Below are 24,531 nucleotides of genomic sequence, written 5' to 3'. Positions count from 1 at the left end.
TGGGGCCCGCGCGCCTCGGTGCGCTCACGCCCTGCGAGATAGTCGAGTCGCCGCCGGACGTGCGCTGGCCGGCCGCCGTCGCGCGGAAGCCGCCGCTGCGCGCGTTCGGGTCCGCAAACACCACGGCGTCGCGGATGATGATGTCCAGCTCCTCCTCCGTGAACTCCGGCATCAGCGACCGCAGGTCGCCGAAGTTGCTCCGGGGCAGAAAATGGCTGTCAGCGTCTATCTTCTTGGTCTTGATTGCCGTCTCCGTTGCCATGGCGCTTCCTCCTCCGTTGTCTTTCGCCTGCTATTCTGCGCGTCTCCTGCCGTTCGTCCTGAGGGAAATCGAAGGGTGAACCGCAGGAGACGTTTTCGAGTTACTTGACGCGCTCGCCGCCGCGGAAGACGGCGGTGACGTTGCCGATGTGCGTTATGTCTTCCGACGGGTCTCCGTCCACGACGATCAGGTCCGCCAGCTTGCCCGCGTCGACCGTGCCCACGTCGCTCGCGACGCCGAGCAACTCCGCGTTGTTGCAGGTCGCCGACTGGATGGCCTGCGTGGGCGTCAGGCCCGCGTCGACCATTGCCTTGAGCTCCCGGTCGAAGTGGCCAAAGGGGTAGTAGCCCCAGCCGCAGTCCGACCCTGCCATGAGCTTGACGCCTGTCTTGAAGAGCTGCCCGGCGTGGGCCAGCGTCTCGCCGTGACTGGCCTTCATGCGCTCGTACTGCGCCTCCTCGTCCGGCGAGAGCTCGCCGCGCTCCTTGCGCTCCTCCCAGAGGAAGAAGCGGCTGCGCGTGATCTGCAGCGTCGGGTTGACGCGGACGCCGTGCGACGCGATGTGCTCGGCGAGCGCCTGGTCGTACATCTTTGCCCCCGTGTCGTCCGTGAACCAGCCGTGCATGATGGCGTCGAACCCCGCGTCCACGACCATGCGCATGGCGTCGTTCGTGCGGCAGTGGGCGACGACGGGCCTCCCGCGCCGGTGCCCCTCCTCGCCGATGGCCTGCAACTCTTCCATCGAGAAGGCAGGATGGAATGGGTCCGTGCCGAGGGTGCTGCCGCCGGTGCCCATGACCTTCAGGAAGTCCGCGCCCTGCTTGATGAGCAGCCGCGCCGCGCTCCTGACGCCGTCGACGCCGTCCGCCTCAGAGCCCATGAACCAGCAGTGGCCGCCGGTGGTGGTGATAGGCCGGCCGGAGGCGAGGACGCGTGGGCCGTTGACGGTGCCCTCGCGGATGGCCTCCTTCAGAGAGAAGGTCGTCTCGTTCCAGCCGCCGCAGTCGCAGACTGTCGTGACGCCCGTCTGCAGCGCGATGGCAACATTGTGCGCCGAGCGCAGCACACGAATGGCGTCCGTGTCCTCGCGGTTGACGTCCTCGCCGCGGCGGCCCGTGCCGGGCATGTTCGTGTGTGTGTGGCAGTCGATGAGGCCGGGGAGCAGCGTCCCGCCCGGAAACTCGAGCACCTCGCCCGACGCGCCGTCGGGGAAGGCGATCTGTTCGTCCGGGCCGACGGCGCGGATGCGGTCGTCCTGCAGCAGCACGGACACGCCGGTCTGCACGGGAGAGTCGCGGCCGTCCATCACTCGGTCGGCCTTGAGGATTCGGAACGTGGGCGTCGATGCTGGCATGGCTTCCTCCAGCGTATGCCTGCGGCGCTCGCCGCGCCCACCGTTTGCCTTGGGGGAAATTGAAGAGCATTCAGGCGCGCGTACGAGACCGCCGTCTGACGGCGTAGTGTACACCAGGGGTGTACCCCGCGCTACTGACTGCATCCTCATACGTCATTCCCGCACCCCCTACCGTCATTCCTGCACCCCCACTGCACCCCCAAGCGTCATTCCTGCGAAGGCAGGAATCCAAAGACGCTGGAAGGATGGGCATCTGGACATGGACCGCCCCGATCTATCCCAACCCTGCCACAACCACGTTGCCCGAAAGCCCAACCCAAGGCTACCCTCACATCCATGGAACACATCGACGTACTCAACTACACCATCCAACGAGTCGGGGACGCCAAAAAAACTGTTACCCTTGTGGCCCCGGGTAGCTACGCTGGAGGGTGTATCCCCCCAAAAAAAGAATTCATTGACTTGTAGCTAAAATACGACAAGGAGGATACAAAACAAAGAGCAAACAACCTCCCCCGCCGCTGAGAATCCAAACCGATAAATTGGTGGGTGTCGCACCTCCAGCGCCCGTGACATCACCCGTCCAGCCGTAGGAAAATACGCACACCCAAGGGAAGGAGCGCGACCATGTGCGGACGCTACAGCCTCGTTGCGGGGGCGGACCAGCTTGCCCTGCGCTTTGACTTCGACGCGGGCGGCCTCGACCTCGCGCCGGACTACAACGTCGCGCCCACCCAGTCCGTGCTCACCGTCCGCGCCGCCGATGGCCCCGGCGACGGTCGCCGCCACCGCGAGGCCGTCCTCATGCGTTGGGGACTCATCCCCTCATGGGCCAGGGACAAGTCCGTCGGCCACCGCATGATCAACGCCCGCGCTGAGGCCGTCGCCGAACGCCCAAGCTACCGCACCGCCCTGCAGCGCCGCCGCTGCCTCGTCATCGCCGACGGCTTCTACGAGTGGCAGCGCGAGGGCAAGGCGCGACGCCCCATGCGCATCACGCTGCGCTCCGGCGAGCCCTTCGCCTTCGCCGGCCTTTGGGAGACCTGGCGGGACCCCGAGGGTGAGCGCATCCAGTCCTGCACCATCATCACCACCACGCCCAACAGCCTCGTCAGCGCCATCCACGGCCGCATGCCCGTCATCCTTCCGCCTGACCTGGAGGACCTCTGGCTTGACCCCGACGTGAAGGACTCCGCCATCCTCTCGGACATCCTCGCCCCCTACCCGGCGGAGTACATGCGGGCCTATGAGGTCTCGGCCCTCGTGAACTCGCCAAAGAACAACGTCCCGGACGTCATCCGGCGCGTGGACTGACCCAAACCTGCACGTCAAGGAGCCGCCAAATGCCCTACAACCAGGACCTCGCCAACCGCGTCCTTGGCATGCTCTGGCCCGAGCCCACGCTCGAGCAGAAGCGCATGTTTGGCGGGATGGCGTTCATGCTGCAGGGCAACCTGGCCTGCTGCGTCCTCAACGACGACCTCATCGTGCGCGTACCCAGGGACGAGTACGCCGCCACGCTGGAGATTGACCACGTCTGCGAGATGGACTACTCCGGCCGCCCCATGCGCGGCTGGGTCCTCGTAGGCCCGGAAGCCATCGAAGCCGATGCCAACCTCGCAGAGTGGGTGCGCTACGGCGCGACGACGGCCCTGGCGCTGCCGCCCAAGTAGCGCAGCACGGCCCGACTGACATTGGCACGTTGCGCGAGGCTGTTGCGACCGACTAGCGTGGACTGTGAAAACATCAAGCCGTCGCCGGCGGCGGCCCCGGCTCGCCCTTGAGCTGCACCGGCAGCCCGGCGGCCATGAAGTACACGGCGTCGGCCTGCGCCGCAAAGAGCTGGTTCACGCGCCCGAGCGCGTCCTCGTAGGCGCGCCCCAGTTCCGTCGGCGGAATGACGCCGAGACCCACCTCGTTGCTGACGACGATCCACGCCGCCTCGCTGCGACGATGCAACGCCAGCAGCTCCTCGGCCGCCGCGGTGATTACCTCGCTGGCTGCCGGGTCCGGCGTCCGGAGCAACAGGTTGCTGACCCACAGCGTCAGGCAGTCCAGCAGCACGGTGTCGTAGTCGTCCACCACCGGCGACAGCGCGCCAAGGACGTCCACCGGCGCCTCCAGCGTCGTCCACTCCGGCGGGCGGTCCGCCTGGTGTGCGGCTATGCGGGCGGCCATCTCGGCGTCCCCGGCCTCCGCCGTCGCGACGAAGAGAACGCGACGTCCGCTGGACGCGAGCCGCTGCGCGAAGGCGCTCTTGCCCGCTCGCACGCCGCCGAGGACCAGCGTCAGCCGGCTCACGGGATGGTCCTCGACTGGGTGTCAACGAGGTGGCTGGTGTCATTCCAGAGATCGAGCACGCAAGCCTCCGGCTGCACGGTCACCACCGAGAGGCTGCCATGCGAGAGCCGCAGCCGCCAGAAGTGCTCCCTGTCCAGTGCAAGGAGGCACACGGCGACGGCCCGGATGGACCCGCCGTGCGCCACGATGGTGACGTCGTCCGCCGGATGGCGCTTGCGGACGGCGTCGGTGAATCGCCGGACGCGCTCCAGCAGTTCGATGGTGGTCTCGCCGCCGGGCGCCGCAAAGTCGGTGTTACGGTCGGTGATGCGGATTGCGTACACCTCCGGGTTGTTGGCCTTGGCCTGCTCCATCGTCAGGCCCTCCCATTCGCCGTAGGAGAACTCGCGCAAGAGGGCATCGGGGCGCACGTCGGCGGCGAACGCCGCGGCAAGCTCCTGCGCCGTCGAGAGGGCGTGGCCCAGATCGCTGCTGTAGATCGGCCCGGCAACCTGCCCGTCGAGCCGCTCGGCCATCTGCCGCGCCTGCGTCCTGCCGCGCTCCGTCAGCGGGATGTGCCGGTGCCCCTGTATGCGGCCCTCGAAGTTCCATACCGTCTCACCGTGCCGCACCAGCCTCCATGTGCCCAAGCCCAACTCCTTGGCGGTAAGTCAGCGTCCACTCTAGTCCCAGAATGGCGCGAAGAACAGCGTCGGCCAGTAGTACACGGCCAGGATGCCCAGCAGCAGCGCGGCGGCCTCAGCCAGCTCGTTCACCGCGCCGTATGTGTCGCCTGTCATGCCGCCCAACATCCTCGACATCCACCAGCCCAGCGCCAGCGATACGGCGACCACCGCCCCCGCCACCACGAGCCCGCCGCCTCCGAGCAGCGCCCACGCCGCGAAGAGCGCAATGACAAGCCCGACAACGACCTGCCACCACCCCTTGCCTTCGAGGAAGGCGGTGCCCAACCCCTCGGCGCGGGCATAGGGGAAGGCGGCCATCGTCCCCAGCATCCCCAGCCGCGAGAGGCACGGGAACAGCACGAGCATCTCCCATCGCACGTCCAACGGCACGCTCACCAGCAGCGACCACTTGAGCAGCAGCAGCGCGACGCCCCCAGCAACGGCGAAGGCGCCCACGTGGGTGTCGCGCAAGATGCGCAGCCGGTCCTCACGCGAGTGTCCGCCGAAGAGGCCGTCGCAGGCGTCCAGAAACCCCTCGGTGTGAATGGCCCGCGTGAGCGCGAGCAGCACGGCGACCAGGAGCGCGTCGACGACCAGCGGCGGCACCGCTGTGTCCATCAGCCAGTCGAGGCCGGCCAGCGCTCCGCCAAGGGCCAGCCCCACCAGCGGGAAGAACGCTCTCGATGGCCCCATCGCCCGCTCCCGCCCGCCGCCGACAGGCAGAATGGTCAGAAAGCCGAATGCCTGTAGCAGGCTTCTCATGGCGCGCCTCTCGTCTCGTCCGCCAGCCTGTCTGACACGCCCGCCTCCGCGAAGGTGGCCATATCGGACAGCGTCGCCGCCGCGGCCTCCAGGAGGCCCATCGCAAGCGCGGCGCCGGTGCCCTCGCCGAGCCGCATGTCGAGCTCCAGCAGCGGCCGCAGTCCCAGCGCCTTCAGCACGACGCGGTGACCCGCTTCAGCCGAGAGGTGCCCCGCCACCAGGTAGTCGCGCACTTGCGGGCAAAGCCGGTGCGCAATGAGCGCGGCCGCGCCGGAGATGAAGCCGTCGATGACTACGGCGCACCGGACGTACGCCCCGCCCAGCACCACGCCGGTCAGCACACCGATCTCGAAGCCGCCCACCTTGGCCAGCACGTCAATCGGGTCACCGGCGTCCGGCTTGTTGACCGCCAAAGCGCGCTCGACGACTGTCGCCTTTGCGGCGAGCTCAGAGTCAGTGCGGCCGGCGCCGCGGCCCGTCGTCTCACCCGGCGGCCGTCCCGTCAGCGCCGCGACGATGGCGCTCGACGCCGTGGTGTTGCCGATGCCCATGTCGCCCGTGCCGATGGCGTCGGCCCCGCGCTCAGCCGCCTCCAACGCCAGCTCCACACCCGCCGTGATACACGCCTCGGCCTGCGACCGCGACATCGCCGGGCCCGCAGTGATGTCCGCCGTGCCGCGGCCGATGCCGAGCATACGCAGGTCAGGGTGCTCGGGCAATGGCGTCGCCACGCCGGCATCGACGATGACCAGGTCTACACCGGTCCTGCGCGCGAGCACGCTGATGGCGGCCCCACCGGCGAGGAAGTTCAGCGCCATCTGCGCCGTGACCTCTTGCGGGTAAGCCGTCACACCCTGCGCCACCACGCCGTGGTCGGCGGCCGCCACGATGATGGCCTTACCCCGGATGACGGGACGGTCTGTGCCCTGGATGCCCGCAAGCTGCACGGACAGCTCCTCCAACCGGCCCAGGCTGCCCGGCGGCTTCGTCAGCGCCGCCTGCCGCGCTTCTGCGGCGCGTATGGCCGTGACGTCAACGGGTCTGATGCCTTCGAGGACATCGCGCAGGTCCATACGTCTGGTCGAAGCCTCCTGTCAGAATGGGTGGGTTGGCCGGTTTGCCCAGTGTAGCCGCTTGAGCGATGGATGTCGTTACAGGGCGAGAGTGCTTGAGGGTCAAGGCGATTGATAACCTGGAGGGGCACTGACACGTGTAAATTGCATGGTGGAATACATGGTGCTATACAATGAGTGCGGAACGGCGTAGTCAACGCGCCCTTGACTCCATGGTTAACGTCAGAAGCCTGCGTCCGATTGAAGGGCGCATTGGAGGGAATGAATGTCGGATCGCTTGTCGTTGGGCATTGCGGGTGTCTCGGTCTTGATCGCGGTAGCGGCGCTCGTGGTTGCCTTCCTTGCTCTCACCGAAGAGCCGCCCGCGCTGCCCCCACCGACTGAAAGCGTGCCCAGCCTGTACACCAAGGCTCTCGTCGACGAAGCGATCCAGCGCTATGAACGCATAGGGCGCGAGGAGTCTGTGGAGTACTATAGTGACCCGGCCAATGTGGACGGCGAGTGGTACGTGTTCATCATCAATGAAGAGGGCCGTACTATCGCCCACCACAATCCTATGTTTGTGAACCGCGACCCGGAGGAGCGCGTGGACTCGACGGGATACTACTACGGTGAGCCGCTACTGGCCGCGACCGAGGACGGTGTCTGGGTCGACTACACGCTGCTGAACCCGTTAACCGGCGATGAGTCGCAAAAGCACACATGGGCCAGGCAACACGACGGTCTCATCTTCGGGTCCGGCTGGTACGAGCGCTAGGCGAAACTTCCGCTAGCGCCGGGGCTCCCACCGGAAGAAGCGAATCGTAAAGAGCGCCCCGGCGACGAGCCACGCCGCCATCACCAGCAGGTGCGCCCACTCGAACCCTGCCCCAGCCTCGAATGGGTTGAAGGCCGAGTGCATGGCAAGCGCCATGTGCCGCACGGGGAAGACGTCGGCCAGGGTGGTGAGCCAGACGGGCGCGTCATCCAGTGGGATGAACACGTCCGACACGAATAGCAGCGGCAGGATGGATGCGTTCACGATGGCGGGCGCCGCGTCTGCGTTAGGGATGATCGAGGTGACTGCCAACCCCAGCGTGCAGAACGTCGCCGCCGCGATGGCCAGCGTCAGGAGGACGGCCGGCAACTTGTTCGTCGGCAAGTCGACGCCAAAGGCCAGCCAGCCGGCGCCCGCAACGATGACGACCAGCAGCACTGTCAGCAATATCGAGTGCACGATTTTGCCAGCCAGGTACGACCAGCTCGGCAGCGGGGTGCCGCGCACGCGCTTCAGCAGTCCGCCGTCCCGTGCAAAGGCGATTCCCATCGCGACGTTGGTGTACGTGGCTCCCACCACCGCGAAGACCATGATGCCGGGTACATAGAAGGTGGAAAGGTTGTAGGTGTTCCCGTTCTCGTCCGTGACCTCCTGGCTGCCGAAGATGAGGTTGAAGATCACCAGAAACATGAGCGGGAAGACGATGGTGAAGAAGGCGGCCGCCGGGTTGCGCCAGAAAGCGCTGTTCTCATAGCGTACCTGCCGGAACGCGAGCACAACGGAGTTCATAGCTACTCCTCGCTCCCGCCGGTCTCGCCGACCAGCTCGATGAAGAGGTCCTCCAGCGTGGGGTGCGTGACGGTAAGCTCCTCAAGCTCGATGCCGTTCTCCACCGCCCACGCCGTCAGGGTGTGAAGGGTGCGCGTCGGGTTGTCCGCCGCGAGCGAGTATGCGCCGTTGCCATCGGATGTTGCCTGAAGTTCGCTTGGGATAGGCGGTGCGCCGTCGCGCAGGCGGAAGCGGACGGTGGTCGCCCGGGCGCGCAGAGCGAGATCGCCAGGCGCGCCTTCAGCAACGATCTTCCCCTGCACCAGGATGGCGACGCGGTCCGCAAGATACTCGGCCTCTTCCATGTAGTGGGTCGTGAGGAGCACGGTCTTGCCCAGCGACTTGAGCCCCCGCACCATCTCCCAGGCCCCGCGCCGAGCGGCCGGGTCGAACCCCGTCGTCGGTTCATCGAGAAAGAACAGCTCCGGATTGCCTGCGAGACCGATGGCGACGTCAAGCCGCCGCTGCTGCCCGCCGGATAGCTTCTTCACGCGCTCCCGGCGCTGGGCCTGCAAGCCGACGAGGTCCAGCAGATCCTCCAGCGGCAAGGGATGGGGGTAGTAGCCTCGGAACTGGTTGATAGTCTCCTCCACGGAGAGATACTGGTCGACGCTGGTTGACTGCAACACGATGCCCACACGCTGCTTGTGTGCACGGTCGTTCAGGCCCGGATCGTGGCCCAGCACGGACACTTGCCCACTCGACCTGGTGCGGTGGCCCTCGAGGATCTCGACGGTGGTCGTCTTGCCCGCGCCGTTGGGCCCCAACAGCGCAAAGACCTCGCCCGGCGCGATCTGGAGGTCGATGCCGCGGACGGCCTCGTGGCTGCCATAGGTTTTATGGAGACCGCGGACCTCAATGGCAAATTCCGGGGACGCGTGATTGCGGGCGCCATTCAATTGTCGTGCTCCTTGAGGGGCTGCAGAGCGCAGCGCATTCGAGTATGTCCGCGGCTGCGCAACATCCAGTGTACAGATGTTCAACGCCGCAGGGGAATTTTAGTTTGCGATGCAAACTAAAGCAATACACCATGTCCGTCGCCAGAGGCAGCACTGAACTTGAGAGGTGGTGTCATAGGCGGACAGACGCCGCGCCGGAATAGCTCAAATCCCGTCCGTAGCAAGGCTGGCCGGGGATTGACGGTCGGGGGTACAATACCGCATCACCGAACGACAGGCCTTGCCATACGTGGAGGTATGCTATGGCCTTCAGTGAGATTGCGGGGTTCATTGGCGCTTCAGCAGGGATCGCGATTGCCGTTGTGGCGATAGTGGTCACCTTGGCTGTGTTCACCGCAATAGCACGGATGGGCAGCAACGCTCGTCCGTCCGCTGACAAAGAATAGCGCACCCTTCCGACACCTTATCGGCGCGCGGACCCGGCGCGCCTTGGGCTCGTTTGGTCAACTCCAGTGATGTTGTACACGCACACTTACTATGCTGCTTATGTCACCCCACTGGCGTCATCGTGACGTAGTAAGCGATAGTCTGGAGCGCCTCCCAGTCGTCTGAGGAAAGCTCGAAGTTCTTGTTGGCCCGAAGTGTCCAACCCTGGAAGCTGGTGGAGCGATTCTGAAGCTCCATATCCTTCACCCGCTTCACCATCTCGTCGACGGTGGCGTCCTCCGAGAGGACGCTAATGAGCCCGGTATCCATGTCCTTGCCGCGCCATGTGACATCCAGAACTCGCCCAAACAGCGGGAAGGACTTCTTGCGAAGGGTCGTCAGCTTGATGGCGCCCTCCTTCGGCATCTCCCGATTGTCCGGTATGCCGAAGACGAACCACCATTGCGGCGGGCTCTTGTCGGAGCCGTCCTGTTTGATGACATTCACCCATGCGATCGGCCCATCTGCAATGTCAACGAGGCCGAGAGAGCGGGTGAACAGCCTCTTGCCGAGAGACTCTTCCGGCCGGTCTCGTTCAGCCATCTCAGCCGCCACGCCGAGCTCGGCAAGCGCCTCGGCCAGGGTATCCCGGGTCTTGTCGCGAAAGCGCTCACTCCAACTGCTCACAGGTCAATAGTACAGCGAGGTTCGATCTCTTTCACCCGTGGCAGGCCATTGAATGACAACCCCAGTGTTGATGAGCCATACTGGGGGGACACCCTTAGGAGGAATGTGATCCATGGAACCTCGGATAAGCATCATCACGCTTGGTGTGTCTGACCTGGAACTTTCAACGCGGTTCTATCGCGACGGGCTGGGGTTTCCCGTGCATGACGCAGGCAGCGCATCAATCACGTTCTTCTTGCTCACCAATGTGATGTTGTCGCTGTATCCGCGGGACGCTCTGGCGGACGATGCCGCGTCGGACCAGGCTGGCATTGGTGAGTTTGGGAAACATGCCTTCACCATCGCGCACAACGTAGCCTCGCGTGCCCAAGTGGATGCTGTCCTCGAAGAGGCTGCGGCGGCCGGAGCACGCATCGTCAAGCCGGCGAGTGAGACGTTTTGGGGCGGCTATTCGGGCTACTTCGCCGATCCCGACGGGTTTCAGTGGGAGATAGCGACCGGATCGGGCCTGCCCATAGAACCCAGCCCAGCCTAGCCGGATGAACTGGTGTGGGCAACCCGCGTGGGACACACCAGTCAGTACGCATCTGCGTCACCGCGCGCAGAAGAACGAGGACGCTAGACGTCGTCCCCCATATCGTGGTCAGGGTGGTTGACTTCGCCCTGCTTCCAATATCCCTGGGTCCTCAACACAGAGCGGTCCAATCCTCGGTCCTCGATGAAGTGCTTACGGATTTCCCGCATGACGCCGGCCTCACAGCTGACCCAGATCCGGCCGTCGCCCTCGGGCAGTTCCGCCACCTTCATTGCTTCAGCCAGCAGCCGGCCGGGCGTTGAACGGTTCTCACGGTGCAGCCACGTGACCTGGAAGGGCGCGGCGCACGAGAGCTCTTGCTCCTCGTCCGCGTCGTGCACCTCGGCGTAGACTTGGGCGCGCATCGTGGGCGGCAGCGCCTCAAGGAGCGTGCAGATTGCGGGGAGCGCGGCCTCGTCACCGCCGATGACGTACCACTCGGCCTCGGCATCGAGGAAGTATGCGCCGCCGGCAGACCCACCGATTACGACGGTGTCGCCCGCTGTCACGTTGGACGCCCACGCGGCGCCCGGCCCGTGCTCATGCAGCGCGATGTCGACGTCGAGCTCGCAAGCGTCGGCGTCCCAGCGCCGCGGGGTGTATGCGCGGCTCATCGGGCGTGGGCGGTCCGCCGGGAATGCGAGCCCCTCGGGACCCTCGACAGGCATGAGCAACTCGCCCGTTTCCGGGTCCGGCATGAAGATGCGAACGTGTTCAGCAGGCCCCTTGGACTGAAAGCCTTTCAACTGTCTGCCGCCGAGGGTGATGCGCACCATGCGCGGCGTGATCCGCTCAACGCGGCGAACCTCAACGACGCGCGGCGGGGGGCGCCTTCGCGGCACAGGCTGGCTGTTTGTTGGGTTGGTGGAGACCATGTGTGGCACCTCTCAAAAAATAAGTTGTACAACGTATCAATGTAAGTAAGTATACACGAAATATATACTGTGTCAACACTAATACATGAGTTGTAGAACACTTCCAGGTGCTGTCGAAGCGCATTGGCGGCGGCTAGCCGCACCTCATACTTGTCGTCAAGGCGGGCCGTTGCTCATGAACGTTGCCAAGATTTCGGGCTGCGGGCCCACCAAGCCCGGCAGGCATTGGAAAGGTTAGTAGACGGGGCCATCCAGCGCATCCTTGCCCCTAAACTTCCGAACCATGCCGCGCACGACCGGTGAGTGCTTGTAAGGGCCAGTTACGCGGTTCATCAGATGGTTGTCCGGGCCATTCCACTCGAGAGGCGATCCATCTCGCGGGGGCACGGTGATGCATACGTTCTTTGCCGAGTCGCGGACGACGTTCATCGGTTCGCCGCCGTCCTCGACGATGCGCAGCTGCTGCCGCAACAACTCCCGGTACATGAGCACCCCCCGGTCGGACTCGCCGAGCCGCTCCTTCGTGCGGTCGACGATGGGCCCTTGGGCGAGCCATATCATGGCGTCCTGCCCGCCGTTGTTGTCGAGCTCGTCCCAGACAGGATTGCCGTGGGTGTCCACCGAAGGCGGCACGATGTAGTACGGGATACTCTCCTGCGGAGGCTCATCCGGGTCCTGCGCGTAGGACGTGAAGAAAACGTGGAGCGTGTGGGAGTCGTCCATGGGCACACGGTACATGAAGTCCGTGGTGAAGCTGTTGACGTTGGGGAAGATGGAAGGACGCACCTCGCGAAGTCCGTCGGGCGTCTTGGCGTAGTTCATGACGCCCTGTTCATACACAGCCCAATCGCGGCGTTCGCCCACCGGCTTGCGCACCCCTTCAGGGTTGCGAGGCGGACGCTGCAGGTCATTCCGCCCGATGCGTTCGAGAGCATAGTTGGAGAAGTTGCCATGCAGCCACTCCAAGTGCGCCGGGTCCATGTCGTTCTCCTGCACCTGCAGCCAGTTGCAGTTGAGCACCTGGAATCCCACGTCCCGCGCCACGTTCTCCAGCACAAAGAGGTCCCAGTTCGGCAGCAGCGGCGCCGGCTCTGGCCCAAGGTAGGCGAAGACAATCCCTGCGAGCTCCTGCACCGGGTACGACTGTAGTTTCACGCGACTGGGGAAGGTGCTGTCCGCTGACTCGTCCGGCATCTGCAGGCACTGCCCCTGGGGGCTGTACAGCCAGCCGTGGTAGGGGCAGCGCAGCCCCTGGGCTTCAGGGATACCGAACCGCAGGTCAACGCGCCGGTGGGCGCAGCGTCCCTCGATGAGACCCATCCTGCCCGACCTATCCCGGAAGAGCACCAGGTTCTCACCCAGCAGGCGGACCGCCCGAACCGGGTTCTCGTCGAGCTGGGACACGGCCGCGATGGGATGCCAGTACCAGCGCATCAGCCTGCCCATCGGGGTGCCTGGCCCTACCCGGGTGAAGAGTTCATTCTCCTCTGCGGTCAGCATCGGCACTCCATCCTGTGGACTCATCCACTGACCATTGACGGCATCACCGTTAGGCCGAATTGTAGCGGTTCATGGCAATATCGAAATGGCCCACTCGGCAATCGTTTCGCTCAACTATCCAAGATACCGCCGGATCTTGGCAGCCTGTTCAACGTAGTGCCGCACCTCGACCGGCGCGTCGTCCTTGATGGCGGCCCAGATGGCGCTCGTCAGCCCCTCGTGGATGCGGTCAACCTCATCTGTGAACCGCGCGACGACTCGCATCGAGTCTTCACCGAGGAGCTCTCGGACGTGCCGCTCGTTGGTGAAGCGCAGCGCGGCTCGAAGATCCTCGGCGACGCTTGGGTAGCTCTCCCGCACAAATGCCCAGTCGTCCTCATCGAGTGCGCTCAAGCCGAGAAGGTCCGGCGGGACGCCGATGGAGTACAGAGATGCCGCGAAACCGATGGCCCGCGGGAGCGTCGCGCCGCCAACGCCGTCGAGAGAGCGCCCGTAGCCGAACAGTCCGACGTGCATCTTGCGCTCGCGGCGCCGTGGCACGTGGGCAGATGCCGCAGCTATGACGTCAGTAAGCTGCACGACGCGCTCCTGATATGCGGCTGTCGTCTTCTCGATGATCTCCAGCGCCCGTTGCTCGTCCACCGGCCGAGGGTCTCGGCGGGTGTGCGCCCGCAACAAGGCAATAGAGTCACGGACCGTCTCCCTGTCATAGTCGTACTTGAACGCGGACTGGACTGTGACGGTCTGCGCGCTGGGATATTCGAGGAAGGTACGATCGATGTTCAGCGGCGTCAGGTGGCCGCGGAAGGGCGCGGAGCCGGCGCCGATGATGGGGTAGAGCGGAATGCCGATCTGCCCCTCCAACCTGTGGAGCCGCTGCAATGCCACCTTGAGGATGAGCTCTGCGCCTACAATGCCGTAGTTCAGGGCAGGGTCGCTCCTCGCAAGGAACACTCGTTGGTAGGGTAGGTCCCGGCCGCGCAGGTACTCGTCGACGATGGTATCAATGCGCAGCAGGTTGTCGCGGTCCTCAACGAGCGGGATGAGACGGATGCGCTTGGGAGAAAACTCGCCAATCCAGTCCCGTATCGTACGGCCGCCGGGCAGCGCATGCGTCTCCTGCCCCACGATGACCTGGCGGTAGTAGGCCTCGACAAGCGTGAGCTCCTGCGCGCTGGTGGTGAAAGGCAGGATGACCTCCTGGATGGGGGCGTTTTCCTCCTCCATGCCGGCGTAGAAGCCGCTGGCCACGTCCCATGCCGAGGGCACGCTCTGGAGCGCCTCCACCATAGACTTGCGCATGTCGCGCTCCACTGAGGGGTTTGGAACGCGCAAGGTCAGGATGACGTCGTGGCCAAGGCGGCGGTCGTCCTGGAAGAAGTCGGGGTAGCCGGTCAGCAGCTTCTGGACGACGTGGTTGTCCGCCTCCTTGCCCTCCGAGTCCCACATCTGTTCATTGCAGCCAAGGGCGAAGATCTCGTGGGCCTCGTCCACCTCACCCTCGCCCTTCAGCACGCCCTCAGCGTCTGCGAAGGGTGCAGGCGTGGCGTTGTCCGGATGCTGGGTGCTCATCACCTTGGGTACAAATCGCATGGTGCAACTCTCTGTTCCGGCCTGCGCCGAGTCAGCCCGTCTGCCGGCTTAGACTTACTGGGCAGGGGGACTCACCCGAACGGTGACCACGTCTGTGCCATGGAACTGCTGGTGGCGGACCGAGCTGGCGTATGCCCTCAGCAGCACCAAAGACGTTTCGTCTTCCACGACGGACTCGGCGTCGTACTGCTGCAACTGCCGGATGCGGTCTTCAATGTTCAGTTCCCCGCTGGGGCCTGCGATGAACTCCAGATCGGCTGAGAGCCCCTCGCTGGACGCCACCACAACAAGACTGCGCTCGGTTTCCGGGACTTGTTCCGCATCCGGCGCCCGCGGTTCGCGCTCCCCTTCGAGATCGAGCGGGGCGAGGGTGAGCAGCGTCTCTTCGGCTACGGCGCTGAGCCTGTTCTTCATGGCTGTGTTCCATTTGCGTCTCGTCGCAAACTTGTCGATGAATTCGTTCAGTTCAGGCAGCGACTCCACGTTGAGCCGGGACTGAAAGCGCATCCGCCGCGGGTTCGTCAGCTCCAGGTACAGGATCATCAGGATTGCCGCAAAGCCGCCAGTGGTGATGCCGCTCTTGAACAGCCCGCCAACAACCGGCCCAACGTCCGGCAGCGTTATAAGCCCGAACTGGAATGCCGCGCCGATCCAGAAGCAGATCCCGCCCGCCACCACCTTCTCGCGATTGGGCTCGTTCAGAATGATGGTGCGTGCGCCGTCGACGAACAACGTGCCGCACACCAACATGAGGTAACCCGCCATCACCGGGCCGGGGATTGTGCTGAATATCGCAGACACCTTTGGCGTGAATGCGAGCGCCAGCAGGATGATGCCGATGCTGTACCCGACGCTCCGTGAGGCAACGCCCGTGGTCCGCACAAAGGAAATGATGCCCGAGTTGATGATGTTCGGCACGGTGGCGCCGAAGCCGGCCATGAGGTTGCTGACGCCGCTCCCTGCGAGGGCGCCCTGCACCTCCTTGAAGTCGATGGCACGGTCCTCTCGCCAGGCAACGCGCTGCATGGAGATGGACTCGCCGTTCGAGTGAATGGAGAAGATGACGCCGAGGAAAAGGAATGACGGCAGCAGCGTCCAGAAGGTGATGCCGAAGTCGAAGGCCAGGCCGGGGGCAGACGCCGGAACGCCTATCCATGAGGCGTCGAGGACACGGGTTGCGTCATAGCCTCCCATTATCGCGACAACTGCCGTGCCGGCGACGATCCCGACAACGGGCCCCCACAGCCGAAGCAGCGCCGCCCCCCGAAGGGTGACCGCGGCCACAACGGCCAGAGTCACCGCCGCAGGTACGAGCGCTGCTACGGGGTCTTCCTGCGCCGCGTCATCCAGCAGCTTGAACACGACAGACGCGAGGGTAATAGACAGGATGAGGATGACAATGCCACCCACGGTGGGCGTCACGACGCGGCGCAGGATGATGAGCCACCGAGAGATGATGAGTTGCACGACCGCAGTGGCAATTACAAGGGTGGTGAGCGCAGCAGGACCGCCCTCAAAGGCTGCCGTGATGCAGAAAGGGATGGAGACGGCCGCGGTGAACATGGGGAGCACGGCCCCCGCACCTACGGGCCCAACGCGCCGGACCTGCAGCAACGTAGACAGCCCGACGACCACCAGAGAGGCGAAGACCATCCAAATCAGGTAGTCCTCGCCGTGGCCCGACTCGTTTGCCACGATGACCGGCGTGACCAACAGCGTGGCCGTGGCCATGAGGCTGAACTGCGCGCCGAGGCCAAGTGAGGTGAGCAGAGGCGGTCTCTCATGCGCCTCAAACTTTGGGTTTCGGGACGCCGTAGCCGTAACAGTTACCTCCGCCGCTTACCAACCTCGTTACTGGTAAGGCCTACACACATTAGCACAAACTGGTACAGATAATGAACCTGTTCAGCGGTGCGGCGTCCCTTCCCGAAAGGCGTCTGGTCTTGGCGGCGTCTCTACCCGGCCGTGGCGACCGTCGCCAGTGGCGGTCCAGAGGTGCCCGGCGTTCTCGACTCGGCGACCGTCAACGCGTTGCCCAGCGCGGCAGCCACAGCCCTGATCCTGCGCCGAACGGCATTGGTCGTCTCGCCCTCACCGGGTACTAGTTTTCCAGCGTGGCCGTCTGGAACTTGCTCAATGAAATCTCCACATTCCCACACCCGCGACCACAGGGAGCGTCAGGAGGGTTTGAGGCATCGGGCAGAGGCGAGAGCGCCCCTCTCCCAGAGCAGAGAGGTCCTGACTATGACGGCCTACGCCCAAGACCTGAGAGTGTTCCTGAACGAGAGCGAGCTGACCGAGCGCAGGGCCTTCATCGAGAGCTTCGTGAAGGAGATCGTGGTGGTGCCCGACAATGCCGTGGTGCGCTACACGATTCCGATGCCCGATGACAGCCCAATACCGGGGAGAGACGTCGAGGAGATGACGCAGAACGGCTCGGTTCTGTCTACCGTACCGGTTGGTGGGCCGAAGGGGACGGTAGATGGCACCATCTTCGAGATGTGGCTGGGTGGTCCGTGACCCTGCCAGGCCTCCTTGATCTCAGGTGTCGGGGAGTAGGCGGCCCCGGATACTCTGATCGGACGCGAACCACACCGACGTTACGATTGCCGGTGCCAGCGGTTCCGCATCCACCTCCCTCAAGTCTTCGAGAATCGCCGCTTCCGGTATGCTCGTATCTGACTTGAGCGGAAGTCAATTGGAGCACCACGCTCGAAATACCTGCGAACAGTCTCTGTGGCTTCATCTTCGTTGTGATCAAGTCCCTGAAGGATTTCGTAGAATAGCCGTCCTTGTTCATAGACTTGGCCCGCAAGTTCGCTGTCCGAACAAGAGACTAAATCACCCTCAACTGTTAGTTCAAACCCGGAAGGGTTGGCCATACGATCAACGCAATCGTAGATTTTCTGATATCGGTCACCGCTGCCACCCAGAACAAGCACCACCGTTCCTGGGGCAGCATCGTGTAGCACCTCGACCAGATTAGGTTCAACGGATTTCACTAAACCGGGAGTAGTAAGGAAATTACTGAACGTTACTAGCCGGTAGCGGTGCAGCGATTGAGCCATGTCATTTGCTTCATCCGGCAAGTAAACACGATTCGAATCCCACCGGCCGGCTAGGTCGTCAAAGTACTCGTCCTCCTCACTCCGCAGGACCTCAAGGTATTGCTTGCGTTCCTGTGTCGGTTCAAACTCCAGAAAATCACCCAGCGTGGAAGCCATCGAAAGTACACTTTTCGGCTCTCGCCCGGCCTGCTGAAATAGCAGTTCAGCTAGTTGGTGTCTGAAATGATTGGGTCTCCTCTTGGATTCGACGCAGATCACCTGTGGTGGCTGTCTCCACTTGGGGTTACCTGTCACCTCGGAATAGCCGACCATGGCGACATAGAAGTCGTGAATCGCGAATGCGGCTGGCCCCGGACCCGTCCCTACGTCCAGGGCGCGTACCCCATTCGTGCCCATTGGGAGACAATTCTTCTCAACGAGTCTCTCCAACGCAAGCCATGTCCGTACGTACCGTTCGAGCATATGTAGCCACGCGTATGCGCACGCAGCCCCGGGCATTTCATAGGTCGCCTGTTCATTGCAACGGCTAAGCACCGCTGGCACGGCTTCCCAAACATCGTGAGCTTCTTCTGGCGTGAGAACACTCCCACGTAGCTGAGTCGAAAGAGCCGTGGCAAGGAGGAGGAGCCTATTCGAAAGCACCCGTTCTTCCCTAGCCCAAGCAAGGAAGTCAGCTCCTTCTCGTTTCAGTAGGCCGGTCCAGCCTTGTTTTCGGGATCTCACTTGACTTACTCCTGTACTCTCGGCAGCAACCGTACTTGCCGTCACCTATCTCGTTTGCGGTCTGGAGACACGATGATTGAAGACTGCAATCCATGCCTCGTGCTCTCGCTTGAGCATTTCCACAACAGAAACGGCGAGGGAGTCGTCAATGCTCTGGGGCGATCCATGTACGAACGAGTTTCGTTGTTCCTGAACCCTAGCTAGGTGGGTACTTACGTCGGAATGTCCTAAGGACACGAGATCCGAGTGATACGTCGAGTCAAATGCGATTCTGTAGAACCTATCCAGTCGCGCACCGACAGAGGAATACCGATTGAGTGCGTCTTCCAAGAACGAGGGGGGAACATGGCGAAGGCCATTGCGAAGAAGGTGTTCGAGCCGAGTTTCAAAATATGTCCAAAACAACAGCACCAGTGAAGCGCCTGTGGAAACCTGCTCCGTGTGCTGCAATCGAATCTTTGACACCGAGTCGCGTGTCATGCGTTGCCATTCGCGCTCCATCAGCTGCAAATAGACATAGTCCTCATACCGTGTCTCTGCCCCCATGTAGACGGGTGAGGCCGAGATTTCTCGTCCATCATCAACCATAAGGGTGTGCCTCTCCCTTGGTAGAGCAGTTCCACAGGCAGGACAAGGATCATAGAATGTGCGAATACCTGAACAATTGCCGCACCGAATGTACCCGGACCAGAGACTAGTCCATGAGGTGTCCGGCGAAAGGTCATCGGCCCACATTACGTGCCTCTTCAGTTTGTACTGGTTCCCTATCCGGCATTAGGTTTCCCCATTCCAAGAGGAAGCGTCTCAACGGTTCCGCAATTACTACGCTTAGCAAGAATCCTACGAGCATCAGGGATACGGCCGACCAGGTTGCACTGAGACCGACCATGCCGGGTACGGCCATCGCAACCAGGATTACGGGGAAGAATAGGATGGCCATGGCAACTGCACGCATACCAGGACCGCCGACTCTACGGTTCTTCCATCGTTGGGCAAGGTCCAATGCCCGCGATGCCACCGGTGTCCAGGCAACCCCAAAGAAAAGCACCACCAGGAGAGGCAATAGCAGCACATCTAGGGAATCTTGCTCGCCGACCAACGCCGCCACCCAGTAAACCATCATGGCGGCCAGTGCCAGTATCAATCCGGTCATCAACAGCCAGTTGCGGCGTATCAGCTTCCAGACCACCCACCCGTAAGGAAGTGCCACTAGCAATAGGACAACATGGATTCCAACACCAGCCCAGCCGAACCTTTCGCTAGCCACGAGCAGCACAGTTAGGGCAAGAAATGACGAGACCCAGAGCAGCTCCTCTCGCGATGCCCAGGTTTTAGGTGGGGGCTGGAACTCGAACATTGGCACTAGGACAATCACTGCGCTCATGAAGATTCGAACCTGCAGGTCGTCGAATAGAGCAAGGTACCAGATGAGGGCGGTGACAGCCGCACAGCAAGCTGTTACAAAGAAGAAAAGCCTGCTGAGCCGACAATATATGAAGCGGTAAGAGCGGTGCCAATGCAAAGACCACTCTCTATTAATTCGTTCCAAGTCAATCCTTGTTGGCACCACCTGTGTCCTCCGCCGTCTCCTCTCAGTTCCCGACCCAGTTCTCGGTTTGTGGGCCACTCATCTCCGTCAGGGCTGTGATCTCACGCTCGTTTGCGATTGAGGTGGCGATTTTTCGCCTATGACGGGTACGAACTTTGTCGGTTGCCTCGACCACATGGGCCATCAAGTTGAGGACTGTGGGGTCGCTGGCGCCCACGTGCGGGTTGAGAGGATTCAGGCTCATCTCAACGTGGACCTCCTCTGACCCGACCGGTACCACGAACCGGCTCGTCCCATCTTTCGCACCACGAATGGCTCCCAGCAGGATCCTCCCTAGATCCTGCTCCAGAGTCTCGCGCAAAGAGACCATGGCGCTCTGCTGGTCCATATGCCGCTCGCGCTGAAGCACCTCCATTGCGTTGTCGCAGCCCCAAGAGCACAGCTCCGCCACAATGAGGTCACCCGTCCTCGGAAACGTGGCTCCCGCCAAGTCGGGTGGAGAGCCGCGGAAGCTGGCGAAAACCAGCTTCCCGTCGTCATCCAGCATCATGTCCAGGTTGGCCCACGTTGAGTCGCCATCGCCATTACGGCGCATCAACTCGTCTGCCACCTGCTCCATGAAGTACATCTGTTGCTTGGCGTCTGTCGGCAGGCTGGGGTCGAAGTCCCACCAGGGCCGGGACGGCCTGAGTCCTGGAACAAGGGACCGCCTGTGAGGAGCGAGAATCGTGAAGAGCGGAATGCCAAGCTCCTCCGCCACGCGGAGGGAGTTGCTGGGACGGTTGGAGCGTACAATCTCTATGAAGGCTAAGGGGTCGCGATGGGTGTCCAGGATGGTGAGATCCGGGCGGCATCGGCCGCCGATTGGGGCGGACTGCTGCTGCTCCATCACCACGAACCCGGCCCCCCGCAGCAGGTCGTAGCTGTGAGGATGCATTCGCTCGCACGTCCACAGGACCTGCTGGGAAGGCTCCCGGTGTCTCCCGCGATGCGTGGGGGCGTGACTGCCCCTGCTCTCTCCGAACTCGCACGAGATACACCCGCTCAACTTGCAATCCAGGTGGTCGAAGAGGTCTTGCTTCCACTGTTCGTGCTGTTGCGACGGCATCAGGGGCTACCTTCCTTCCGACTGATCTGTCTGCACATCTGGCTGCCCAGCCTCTTCGGGAGTGGTGCGCTTCTCCAGATAGCGCGCGGGGGCCTGCTCGGTACCACCCTTGAAGTAGACTTGGCCGTCCTCCCGGATGCTGGACACCTCGTACTCCCTGGGGAATTCTCCGGCGACGGACTCCCATCTCTCACCCAACGCTTCCATCAGGCTCTGTTCAATCCGGTCGTCCGGCTTGAAGACTATGTCGCCGGGTTTCAACCCCATTCGCCTCACCGCCTCCAGGTTCGAGAGCTGAATCGCCTCCTGGATTCTCATAAACGCGCGCCAAGCGGAGGCACAGTCCGTCACGTCGATCTCCAGCTCATCCGCCAGCTCCCGTTGGCGCTCCGACACGACACGGGGAGGGCAGCCTATCGCATCGGCGACCCTTTCCAAGATGGCGGAGGCCACCGCTCCGAACGTGTCGTCGGGCGTCACCTGAATCCCCAGCTGGTCGGCGATGGCCCGTTGCTCCGGCGTGGGCTTGAGCCCACTCCACAGGACCTTTGGCGACCCGGCGTAGTCTATCTCCCATATCCGGTAGCTCATAGGTAATGCTCCGTCACCCTCGGTCTTCTTTCCTTCCCGAACCGGTTGCTGCGCTCCTAGCGTCTGAACAGGCCTCTAATCCACCGCCATAGTCTGCGCATGAGGGAGTCGTAGTACCTGCGCCGACGCTCCTCCTCGCGGCGCCGCCCGTCGGCGATCTGTTCAGCGGTCCACCGCTCTGCCCAGACCACCTCACCGTCCGTGATCAGGTAGTGGGACTGGCAGGCTTGCTGCCAGTTGCCGACCGACGGGCGAAGCGTTAGCCCACCATCGGTCTCCTTCAGGGACCATTCGGTGGGACCGAGGGGCGTCCTGACCTTTGTGCCGCATCCGCAGGCGCACAGGTGTGCCGCGGCACCGAACTCCTCCGAGACGTAGAGCACCCCGGGACTCAGGTGCTGCGGCATGTAGTGGACTCGTTCCAGCCTAATCTTCGCCAAGCCCACACTCCCCCGCCGTCTTGAGGTCGCTGACGTCCATGACCAGGTGGTGGTAGGGAGTGTCCTCGAAGTAGAAGCCCCTGAGCTGCTTGAACCTAACCACCGCCAGGCATGCGTTGAGGGCGTTCAGTTCGCTGATCTGGATGTTCGTCCGGTAGATGTCATCCGGGTCATCCGTAAGCGGGGCCAGGTCTTTCTCCCTGACCCCTTGCCCGTGCTCCGTCGAGTAGTAGGTGGTGCGCAGCAGGCCGCTGATGGGGCCCCTCTTGCGGTTCAGCCCCATCCCCACGTCGATGAAGGGGATGCCCTTGGATATGAGCAGGTCAAAGATGCCCGCCCTGGATGAACCTTTGTCGACGCAGACGAAGGCGAAGGTAACCCCGTCCACCTCTTCATGGCAGGACGCGTCGATGAACGCGGGGGTCACCGACAGGCCCGTGCGGAAGTTCTCGTAGCGGCCGCCGTAGACCGCCGCCTTTGACTTCCCCAGTTCACCTTCCTCCAGCCGTCCGGCGGACCGGAAGGCGTTGTGCACGTGGTAGGGGTCCAGGTCGAACGCCCGAATCTCCCGAACGGGCGTCTTTGCTAGGAAGTCCAGTACGTATGCGCCCGTGCCGCCTAGGCCGATGATGGCGATCACATCGTCCTTGAATTTCGCGGCCAGGTCCGAGATCTCCGCTCGGGTGGTCAGGGTGTCGTGGAACTTGAACACCGAATCGGTTGGGGCCTCCTGCACGGAGCGGAACGTGTAGGGGTTGGCGCCGTGGGTCTCCATCGCCGGCCCCGAGATGATGGCGACGTAGCTCTCGATCTTGTGGAAGAAGTCCTCGAACCTGCCCGTGGCCTTGGGCTTGTTGGAGAACGACCGCTGCACGACCACGTCGCTACAGGCCTCGCTCAGGACGATGGTGGTGGGACCCCCGGCCAGGTTCGGGATCGGATTGCCGTCCAAGCCGTGGGGCACTGACCCGGCAAAGTACACCTGGTGGTCGTCCTGGGTGACGCGCACCTTGTCAATGAACTCCAGCTTCGCGACGAGTGCACCCCACTACAGCCCGACCTCGCCGTTCAGGTACGGAATATCCCGGACGACGAGGTGATTGCTGTCGACGGCTACGGCGTAGCCCTTTTCGAGCAGACGCCGGAGGTCGTCGTTATGACTGACCAGTCGGTGTAACATTGAACACCATTCCCTCGACGACCTTAACGGTGCCGCCCTTGGAGAGGGTGCCCTCGGGCTTGTCGCGGGGGCCTCGCTTGTAGATCACCGTGTAGGTAATCTGCGGGTTCTGCGCGTAGTCGGGCACTTCGAGCGTGACCACCTGCTCATAGGTGATGTACTCCTCGAACCACTTGTGGGGAGTGCCCTCCACGACGATCGTGGTCGTCTTGTGGTCCTCCACATCGATGGGGATGGGCTTCTGATCTTCTGCTACCATGAGTCAGCCTCCGTTGACTGAAATAAGGATTTGGTTTGGGGACCGGCGGCCTCTCGTTTGGAGACCGTAATTAGTATTTTAGCTAATGAGCTAAGTATCTGTCAACCACCTGCGTAGAGAGACCCGTCAACCGATTCCTCCGGCAAGGTACGTCGGTTGACTTCCCTCCCTTCCGAGTATCCCGGGTCGACCTCAGCTTCCACGGAAGAAGAGTATTGACGGGAGGGGCAGCAGCCAACCTGTCAGGGCATGTTCACTGCGTCCCCAGTCCTGCGAGGGGGAAAAAGCACCCCCGGCAGGTAGAACTACCGGGAGTCTGCATTACGACCGCAGCGTCACGCCACAGAGTCGGCCGCAGGCCGCCAGCTCAGGCCGGCGGCGGGTGGAAGCTGGACTCGTGGCCGCCCTGGAAGCTGCGGCTAGAGCAACTCCTTCTTCCTATCGTTGTACAGCTCAAGCCGATAGCCCGCGGCTTCGGTAGAGACGTCGAAGTGCTCGACGATAATGTCCTGTGAGAGCTCACCGTGCTCCTGCTCAAGGATCACGAGCCCTTGGACGGGCATCAGCAGGGCGCCGGCGAACGCGTTGGCCTGCCACTCGGTGTCCCGGTAGGCTTCGTGTCTGACCTCCTGCCCACCCCGATGGAGCGCAGCCTGCTTCGCCTTGGGCATCTGGGCCAAGCGCACAAGCTGGTCGGTATGCAGCAGGCAGTGTCCCAGCTCGTGGGCAACGAAAAAACCGCCGCGTGGGTGACCCGTCTCCAACCAGTCGTAGGTCTCGGGCGACGCCAGAATCTCAATGACGCGGCGGTCTCCATCATACTTCGCAAATCCTTCAGAACCGTTGAGCTCGATCACGCTGCCGTGTATCGGGATGTCCCGGCCTGTCCTGTCCCGCACCTTGATGTTTAGGCCGTCGAACAGCAGCAGCGTATTGATCGCTTCAGTCGGAGAGTATTCGAGCCGGTCGCGAACGTAGGAGGCAACCTTCTCCAGCTTCCGGTAGCTGTAGCCGCGATCTGCACGCACTCCCACTAGTCCCTGCCACATCGTCATCT

28 protein-coding genes are annotated in these 24,531 nt (G+C 63.0%); 6 read left to right on the top strand and 22 right to left on the bottom strand.

What is annotated here, in order from left to right:
- The coding region (locus OXC99_01335; GenBank protein ID MCY4623643.1) for a hypothetical protein at window positions 1-262 on the bottom strand (262 nt) is incomplete at its 3' end.
- A 100-nt stretch (window positions 263-362) separates the two neighbouring features.
- Entirely contained in the window at window positions 363-1,616 is a 1,254-nt protein-coding gene (locus OXC99_01330) for an amidohydrolase family protein (protein MCY4623642.1), read from the bottom strand.
- A 627-nt stretch (window positions 1,617-2,243) separates the two neighbouring features.
- Here OXC99_01330 and OXC99_01325 point away from each other — a divergent pair.
- Both OXC99_01325 and OXC99_01320 read left to right on the top strand, forming a co-directional pair.
- On the top strand, window positions 2,244-2,930 hold the full coding sequence (locus tag OXC99_01325; protein ID MCY4623641.1) for an SOS response-associated peptidase: 687 nt from the start codon (window positions 2,244-2,246) through the stop codon (window positions 2,928-2,930).
- 29 nt (window positions 2,931-2,959) lie between these two features.
- Entirely contained in the window at window positions 2,960-3,289 is a 330-nt protein-coding gene (locus tag OXC99_01320; protein ID MCY4623640.1) for a TfoX/Sxy family protein, read from the top strand.
- A 73-nt stretch (window positions 3,290-3,362) separates the two neighbouring features.
- Here the strand turns inward: OXC99_01320 and cobU are convergent, their stop codons facing one another.
- The 4 genes from cobU to cobT are packed head-to-tail and all read right to left on the bottom strand — an operon-like array spanning window position 3,363 to window position 6,417.
- Window positions 3,363-3,917 carry a bifunctional adenosylcobinamide kinase/adenosylcobinamide-phosphate guanylyltransferase gene (cobU, locus tag OXC99_01315; GenBank protein ID MCY4623639.1) on the bottom strand — a complete coding sequence of 185 codons (555 nt, stop codon included), beginning with the start codon at window positions 3,915-3,917 and terminating at the stop codon, window positions 3,363-3,365.
- The gene (locus OXC99_01310; GenBank protein ID MCY4623638.1) at window positions 3,914-4,546 is read right to left on the bottom strand and encodes a histidine phosphatase family protein; all 633 of its coding nucleotides are present in this window, start codon (window positions 4,544-4,546) and stop codon (window positions 3,914-3,916) included. Before OXC99_01310 ends, cobU begins: the two co-directional genes overlap by 4 nt.
- A 33-nt stretch (window positions 4,547-4,579) precedes the next feature.
- Complete coding sequence (locus OXC99_01305) at window positions 4,580-5,344, bottom strand: adenosylcobinamide-GDP ribazoletransferase (GenBank protein MCY4623637.1); 765 nt, start codon at window positions 5,342-5,344, stop codon at window positions 4,580-4,582.
- Window positions 5,341-6,417 (bottom strand): nicotinate-nucleotide--dimethylbenzimidazole phosphoribosyltransferase, encoded by a 1,077-nt coding sequence (cobT, locus tag OXC99_01300; GenBank protein MCY4623636.1) that lies wholly within the window; start codon window positions 6,415-6,417, stop codon window positions 5,341-5,343. The genes OXC99_01305 and cobT overlap by 4 nt, the downstream gene beginning before the upstream one ends.
- Window positions 6,418-6,682: 265 nt before the next feature.
- Here cobT and OXC99_01295 point away from each other — a divergent pair, with 265 nt between their 5' ends.
- Window positions 6,683-7,174, top strand: a complete 492-nt coding sequence (locus OXC99_01295; protein MCY4623635.1) for a cache domain-containing protein — start codon at window positions 6,683-6,685, stop codon at window positions 7,172-7,174.
- A 12-nt stretch (window positions 7,175-7,186) separates the two neighbouring features.
- Here the strand turns inward: OXC99_01295 and OXC99_01290 are convergent, their stop codons facing one another.
- Together OXC99_01290 and OXC99_01285 are read right to left on the bottom strand one after the other, a co-directional pair.
- Window positions 7,187-7,963 carry an ABC transporter permease gene (locus tag OXC99_01290; protein ID MCY4623634.1) on the bottom strand — a complete coding sequence of 259 codons (777 nt, stop codon included), beginning with the start codon at window positions 7,961-7,963 and terminating at the stop codon, window positions 7,187-7,189.
- A gap of 2 nt (window positions 7,964-7,965) precedes the next feature.
- Window positions 7,966-8,901: an ABC transporter ATP-binding protein gene (locus tag OXC99_01285; GenBank protein MCY4623633.1), complete on the bottom strand. Its 936-nt coding sequence runs from the start codon at window positions 8,899-8,901 to the stop codon at window positions 7,966-7,968.
- A 302-nt stretch (window positions 8,902-9,203) separates the two neighbouring features.
- On the opposite strand from OXC99_01285, the gene OXC99_01280 reads away from it, so the two are divergent.
- Complete coding sequence (locus OXC99_01280; protein MCY4623632.1) at window positions 9,204-9,347, top strand: hypothetical protein; 144 nt, start codon at window positions 9,204-9,206, stop codon at window positions 9,345-9,347.
- Window positions 9,348-9,450: 103 nt separating this feature from the next.
- Here the strand turns inward: OXC99_01280 and OXC99_01275 are convergent, their stop codons facing one another.
- Window positions 9,451-10,014 (bottom strand): hypothetical protein, encoded by a 564-nt coding sequence (locus OXC99_01275; protein MCY4623631.1) that lies wholly within the window; start codon window positions 10,012-10,014, stop codon window positions 9,451-9,453.
- 112 nt (window positions 10,015-10,126) lie between these two features.
- Between OXC99_01275 and OXC99_01270 the strand changes: the two genes are divergently transcribed.
- Complete coding sequence (locus tag OXC99_01270) at window positions 10,127-10,549, top strand: VOC family protein (GenBank protein MCY4623630.1); 423 nt, start codon at window positions 10,127-10,129, stop codon at window positions 10,547-10,549.
- 83 nt (window positions 10,550-10,632) lie between these two features.
- Here OXC99_01270 and OXC99_01265 read toward each other — a convergent pair whose 3' ends face one another.
- The 4 genes from OXC99_01265 to OXC99_01250 all read right to left on the bottom strand — a co-directional run bounded on the left by OXC99_01265 (window position 10,633) and on the right by OXC99_01250 (window position 16,326).
- Complete coding sequence (locus OXC99_01265) at window positions 10,633-11,463, bottom strand: siderophore-interacting protein (GenBank protein MCY4623629.1); 831 nt, start codon at window positions 11,461-11,463, stop codon at window positions 10,633-10,635.
- A gap of 234 nt (window positions 11,464-11,697) precedes the next feature.
- Entirely contained in the window at window positions 11,698-12,963 is a 1,266-nt protein-coding gene (locus tag OXC99_01260; protein MCY4623628.1) for a Rieske 2Fe-2S domain-containing protein, read from the bottom strand.
- Between the two features lie 114 nt (window positions 12,964-13,077).
- Window positions 13,078-14,556 carry a phosphoenolpyruvate carboxylase gene (gene ppcA / locus OXC99_01255; GenBank protein MCY4623627.1) on the bottom strand — a complete coding sequence of 493 codons (1,479 nt, stop codon included), beginning with the start codon at window positions 14,554-14,556 and terminating at the stop codon, window positions 13,078-13,080.
- Between the two features lie 54 nt (window positions 14,557-14,610).
- Window positions 14,611-16,326, bottom strand: coding sequence for a hypothetical protein (locus OXC99_01250; GenBank protein MCY4623626.1), 1,716 nt, complete (start codon window positions 16,324-16,326; stop codon window positions 14,611-14,613).
- A gap of 417 nt (window positions 16,327-16,743) precedes the next feature.
- Here OXC99_01250 and OXC99_01245 point away from each other — a divergent pair, with 417 nt between their 5' ends.
- A complete protein-coding gene (locus OXC99_01245) occupies window positions 16,744-17,076 on the top strand; it encodes a hypothetical protein (protein MCY4623625.1) in 333 nt (110 codons plus the stop codon).
- A 119-nt stretch (window positions 17,077-17,195) separates the two neighbouring features.
- Here OXC99_01245 and OXC99_01240 read toward each other — a convergent pair whose 3' ends face one another.
- The 9 genes from OXC99_01240 to OXC99_01200 all read right to left on the bottom strand — a co-directional run bounded on the left by OXC99_01240 (window position 17,196) and on the right by OXC99_01200 (window position 24,529).
- Window positions 17,196-18,020: a hypothetical protein gene (locus tag OXC99_01240; protein ID MCY4623624.1), complete on the bottom strand. Its 825-nt coding sequence runs from the start codon at window positions 18,018-18,020 to the stop codon at window positions 17,196-17,198.
- A 1,048-nt stretch (window positions 18,021-19,068) separates the two neighbouring features.
- Window positions 19,069-19,914: a hypothetical protein gene (locus OXC99_01235; GenBank protein ID MCY4623623.1), complete on the bottom strand. Its 846-nt coding sequence runs from the start codon at window positions 19,912-19,914 to the stop codon at window positions 19,069-19,071.
- A gap of 25 nt (window positions 19,915-19,939) precedes the next feature.
- Window positions 19,940-20,833 carry a hypothetical protein gene (locus OXC99_01230; protein MCY4623622.1) on the bottom strand — a complete coding sequence of 298 codons (894 nt, stop codon included), beginning with the start codon at window positions 20,831-20,833 and terminating at the stop codon, window positions 19,940-19,942.
- Window positions 20,834-21,010: 177 nt separating this feature from the next.
- Window positions 21,011-21,595 carry a hypothetical protein gene (locus OXC99_01225; protein MCY4623621.1) on the bottom strand — a complete coding sequence of 195 codons (585 nt, stop codon included), beginning with the start codon at window positions 21,593-21,595 and terminating at the stop codon, window positions 21,011-21,013.
- Window positions 21,596-21,651: 56 nt separating this feature from the next.
- Window positions 21,652-22,041: a DUF6527 family protein gene (locus tag OXC99_01220; GenBank protein ID MCY4623620.1), complete on the bottom strand. Its 390-nt coding sequence runs from the start codon at window positions 22,039-22,041 to the stop codon at window positions 21,652-21,654.
- Window positions 22,022-23,044 carry a ThiF family adenylyltransferase gene (locus tag OXC99_01215; protein ID MCY4623619.1) on the bottom strand — a complete coding sequence of 341 codons (1,023 nt, stop codon included), beginning with the start codon at window positions 23,042-23,044 and terminating at the stop codon, window positions 22,022-22,024. Before OXC99_01215 ends, OXC99_01220 begins: the two co-directional genes overlap by 20 nt.
- Before the next feature lie 39 nt (window positions 23,045-23,083).
- The gene (locus OXC99_01210; protein MCY4623618.1) at window positions 23,084-23,215 is read right to left on the bottom strand and encodes a hypothetical protein; all 132 of its coding nucleotides are present in this window, start codon (window positions 23,213-23,215) and stop codon (window positions 23,084-23,086) included.
- Window positions 23,190-23,474: a multiubiquitin domain-containing protein gene (locus OXC99_01205; GenBank protein ID MCY4623617.1), complete on the bottom strand. Its 285-nt coding sequence runs from the start codon at window positions 23,472-23,474 to the stop codon at window positions 23,190-23,192. The genes OXC99_01210 and OXC99_01205 overlap by 26 nt, the downstream gene beginning before the upstream one ends.
- Before the next feature lie 419 nt (window positions 23,475-23,893).
- Window positions 23,894-24,529, bottom strand: coding sequence for an ImmA/IrrE family metallo-endopeptidase (locus OXC99_01200; GenBank protein ID MCY4623616.1), 636 nt, complete (start codon window positions 24,527-24,529; stop codon window positions 23,894-23,896).
- Window positions 24,530-24,531: the final 2 nt, after the last annotated feature.

The organism is Chloroflexota bacterium (assembly GCA_026713825.1).
Taxonomy (GTDB): domain Bacteria; phylum Chloroflexota; class Dehalococcoidia; order Lucifugimonadales; family UBA1127; genus UBA1127.
This window is presented reverse-complemented; position numbering and strand designations above follow the sequence as displayed.

Bases quoted from the DNA above. Each gene is read 5' to 3' on its own strand.
- OXC99_01330 (MCY4623642.1), bottom strand. From the start codon at position 1,616: ATGCCAGCATCGACGCCCACGTTCCGAATCCTCAAGGCCGACCGAGTG.
- OXC99_01325 (MCY4623641.1), top strand. From the start codon at position 2,244: ATGTGCGGACGCTACAGCCTCGTTGCGGGGGCGGACCAGCTTGCCCTG.
- OXC99_01320 (MCY4623640.1), top strand. From the start codon at position 2,960: ATGCCCTACAACCAGGACCTCGCCAACCGCGTCCTTGGCATGCTCTGG.
- OXC99_01305 (MCY4623637.1), bottom strand. From the start codon at position 5,344: ATGAGAAGCCTGCTACAGGCATTCGGCTTTCTGACCATTCTGCCTGTC.
- cobT (MCY4623636.1), bottom strand. From the start codon at position 6,417: ATGGACCTGCGCGATGTCCTCGAAGGCATCAGACCCGTTGACGTCACG.
- OXC99_01295 (MCY4623635.1), top strand. From the start codon at position 6,683: ATGTCGGATCGCTTGTCGTTGGGCATTGCGGGTGTCTCGGTCTTGATC.
- OXC99_01290 (MCY4623634.1), bottom strand. From the start codon at position 7,963: ATGAACTCCGTTGTGCTCGCGTTCCGGCAGGTACGCTATGAGAACAGC.
- OXC99_01280 (MCY4623632.1), top strand. From the start codon at position 9,204: ATGGCCTTCAGTGAGATTGCGGGGTTCATTGGCGCTTCAGCAGGGATC.
- OXC99_01270 (MCY4623630.1), top strand. From the start codon at position 10,127: ATGGAACCTCGGATAAGCATCATCACGCTTGGTGTGTCTGACCTGGAA.
- OXC99_01265 (MCY4623629.1), bottom strand. From the start codon at position 11,463: ATGGTCTCCACCAACCCAACAAACAGCCAGCCTGTGCCGCGAAGGCGC.
- OXC99_01260 (MCY4623628.1), bottom strand. From the start codon at position 12,963: ATGCTGACCGCAGAGGAGAATGAACTCTTCACCCGGGTAGGGCCAGGC.
- ppcA (MCY4623627.1), bottom strand. From the start codon at position 14,556: ATGCGATTTGTACCCAAGGTGATGAGCACCCAGCATCCGGACAACGCC.
- OXC99_01240 (MCY4623624.1), bottom strand. From the start codon at position 18,020: ATGGGCACGAATGGGGTACGCGCCCTGGACGTAGGGACGGGTCCGGGG.
- OXC99_01230 (MCY4623622.1), bottom strand. From the start codon at position 20,833: ATGCATCCTCACAGCTACGACCTGCTGCGGGGGGCCGGGTTCGTGGTG.
- OXC99_01225 (MCY4623621.1), bottom strand. From the start codon at position 21,595: ATGAGCTACCGGATATGGGAGATAGACTACGCCGGGTCGCCAAAGGTC.
- OXC99_01210 (MCY4623618.1), bottom strand. From the start codon at position 23,215: ATGTTACACCGACTGGTCAGTCATAACGACGACCTCCGGCGTCTGCTC.
- OXC99_01205 (MCY4623617.1), bottom strand. From the start codon at position 23,474: ATGGTAGCAGAAGATCAGAAGCCCATCCCCATCGATGTGGAGGACCAC.
- OXC99_01200 (MCY4623616.1), bottom strand. From the start codon at position 24,529: ATGACGATGTGGCAGGGACTAGTGGGAGTGCGTGCAGATCGCGGCTAC.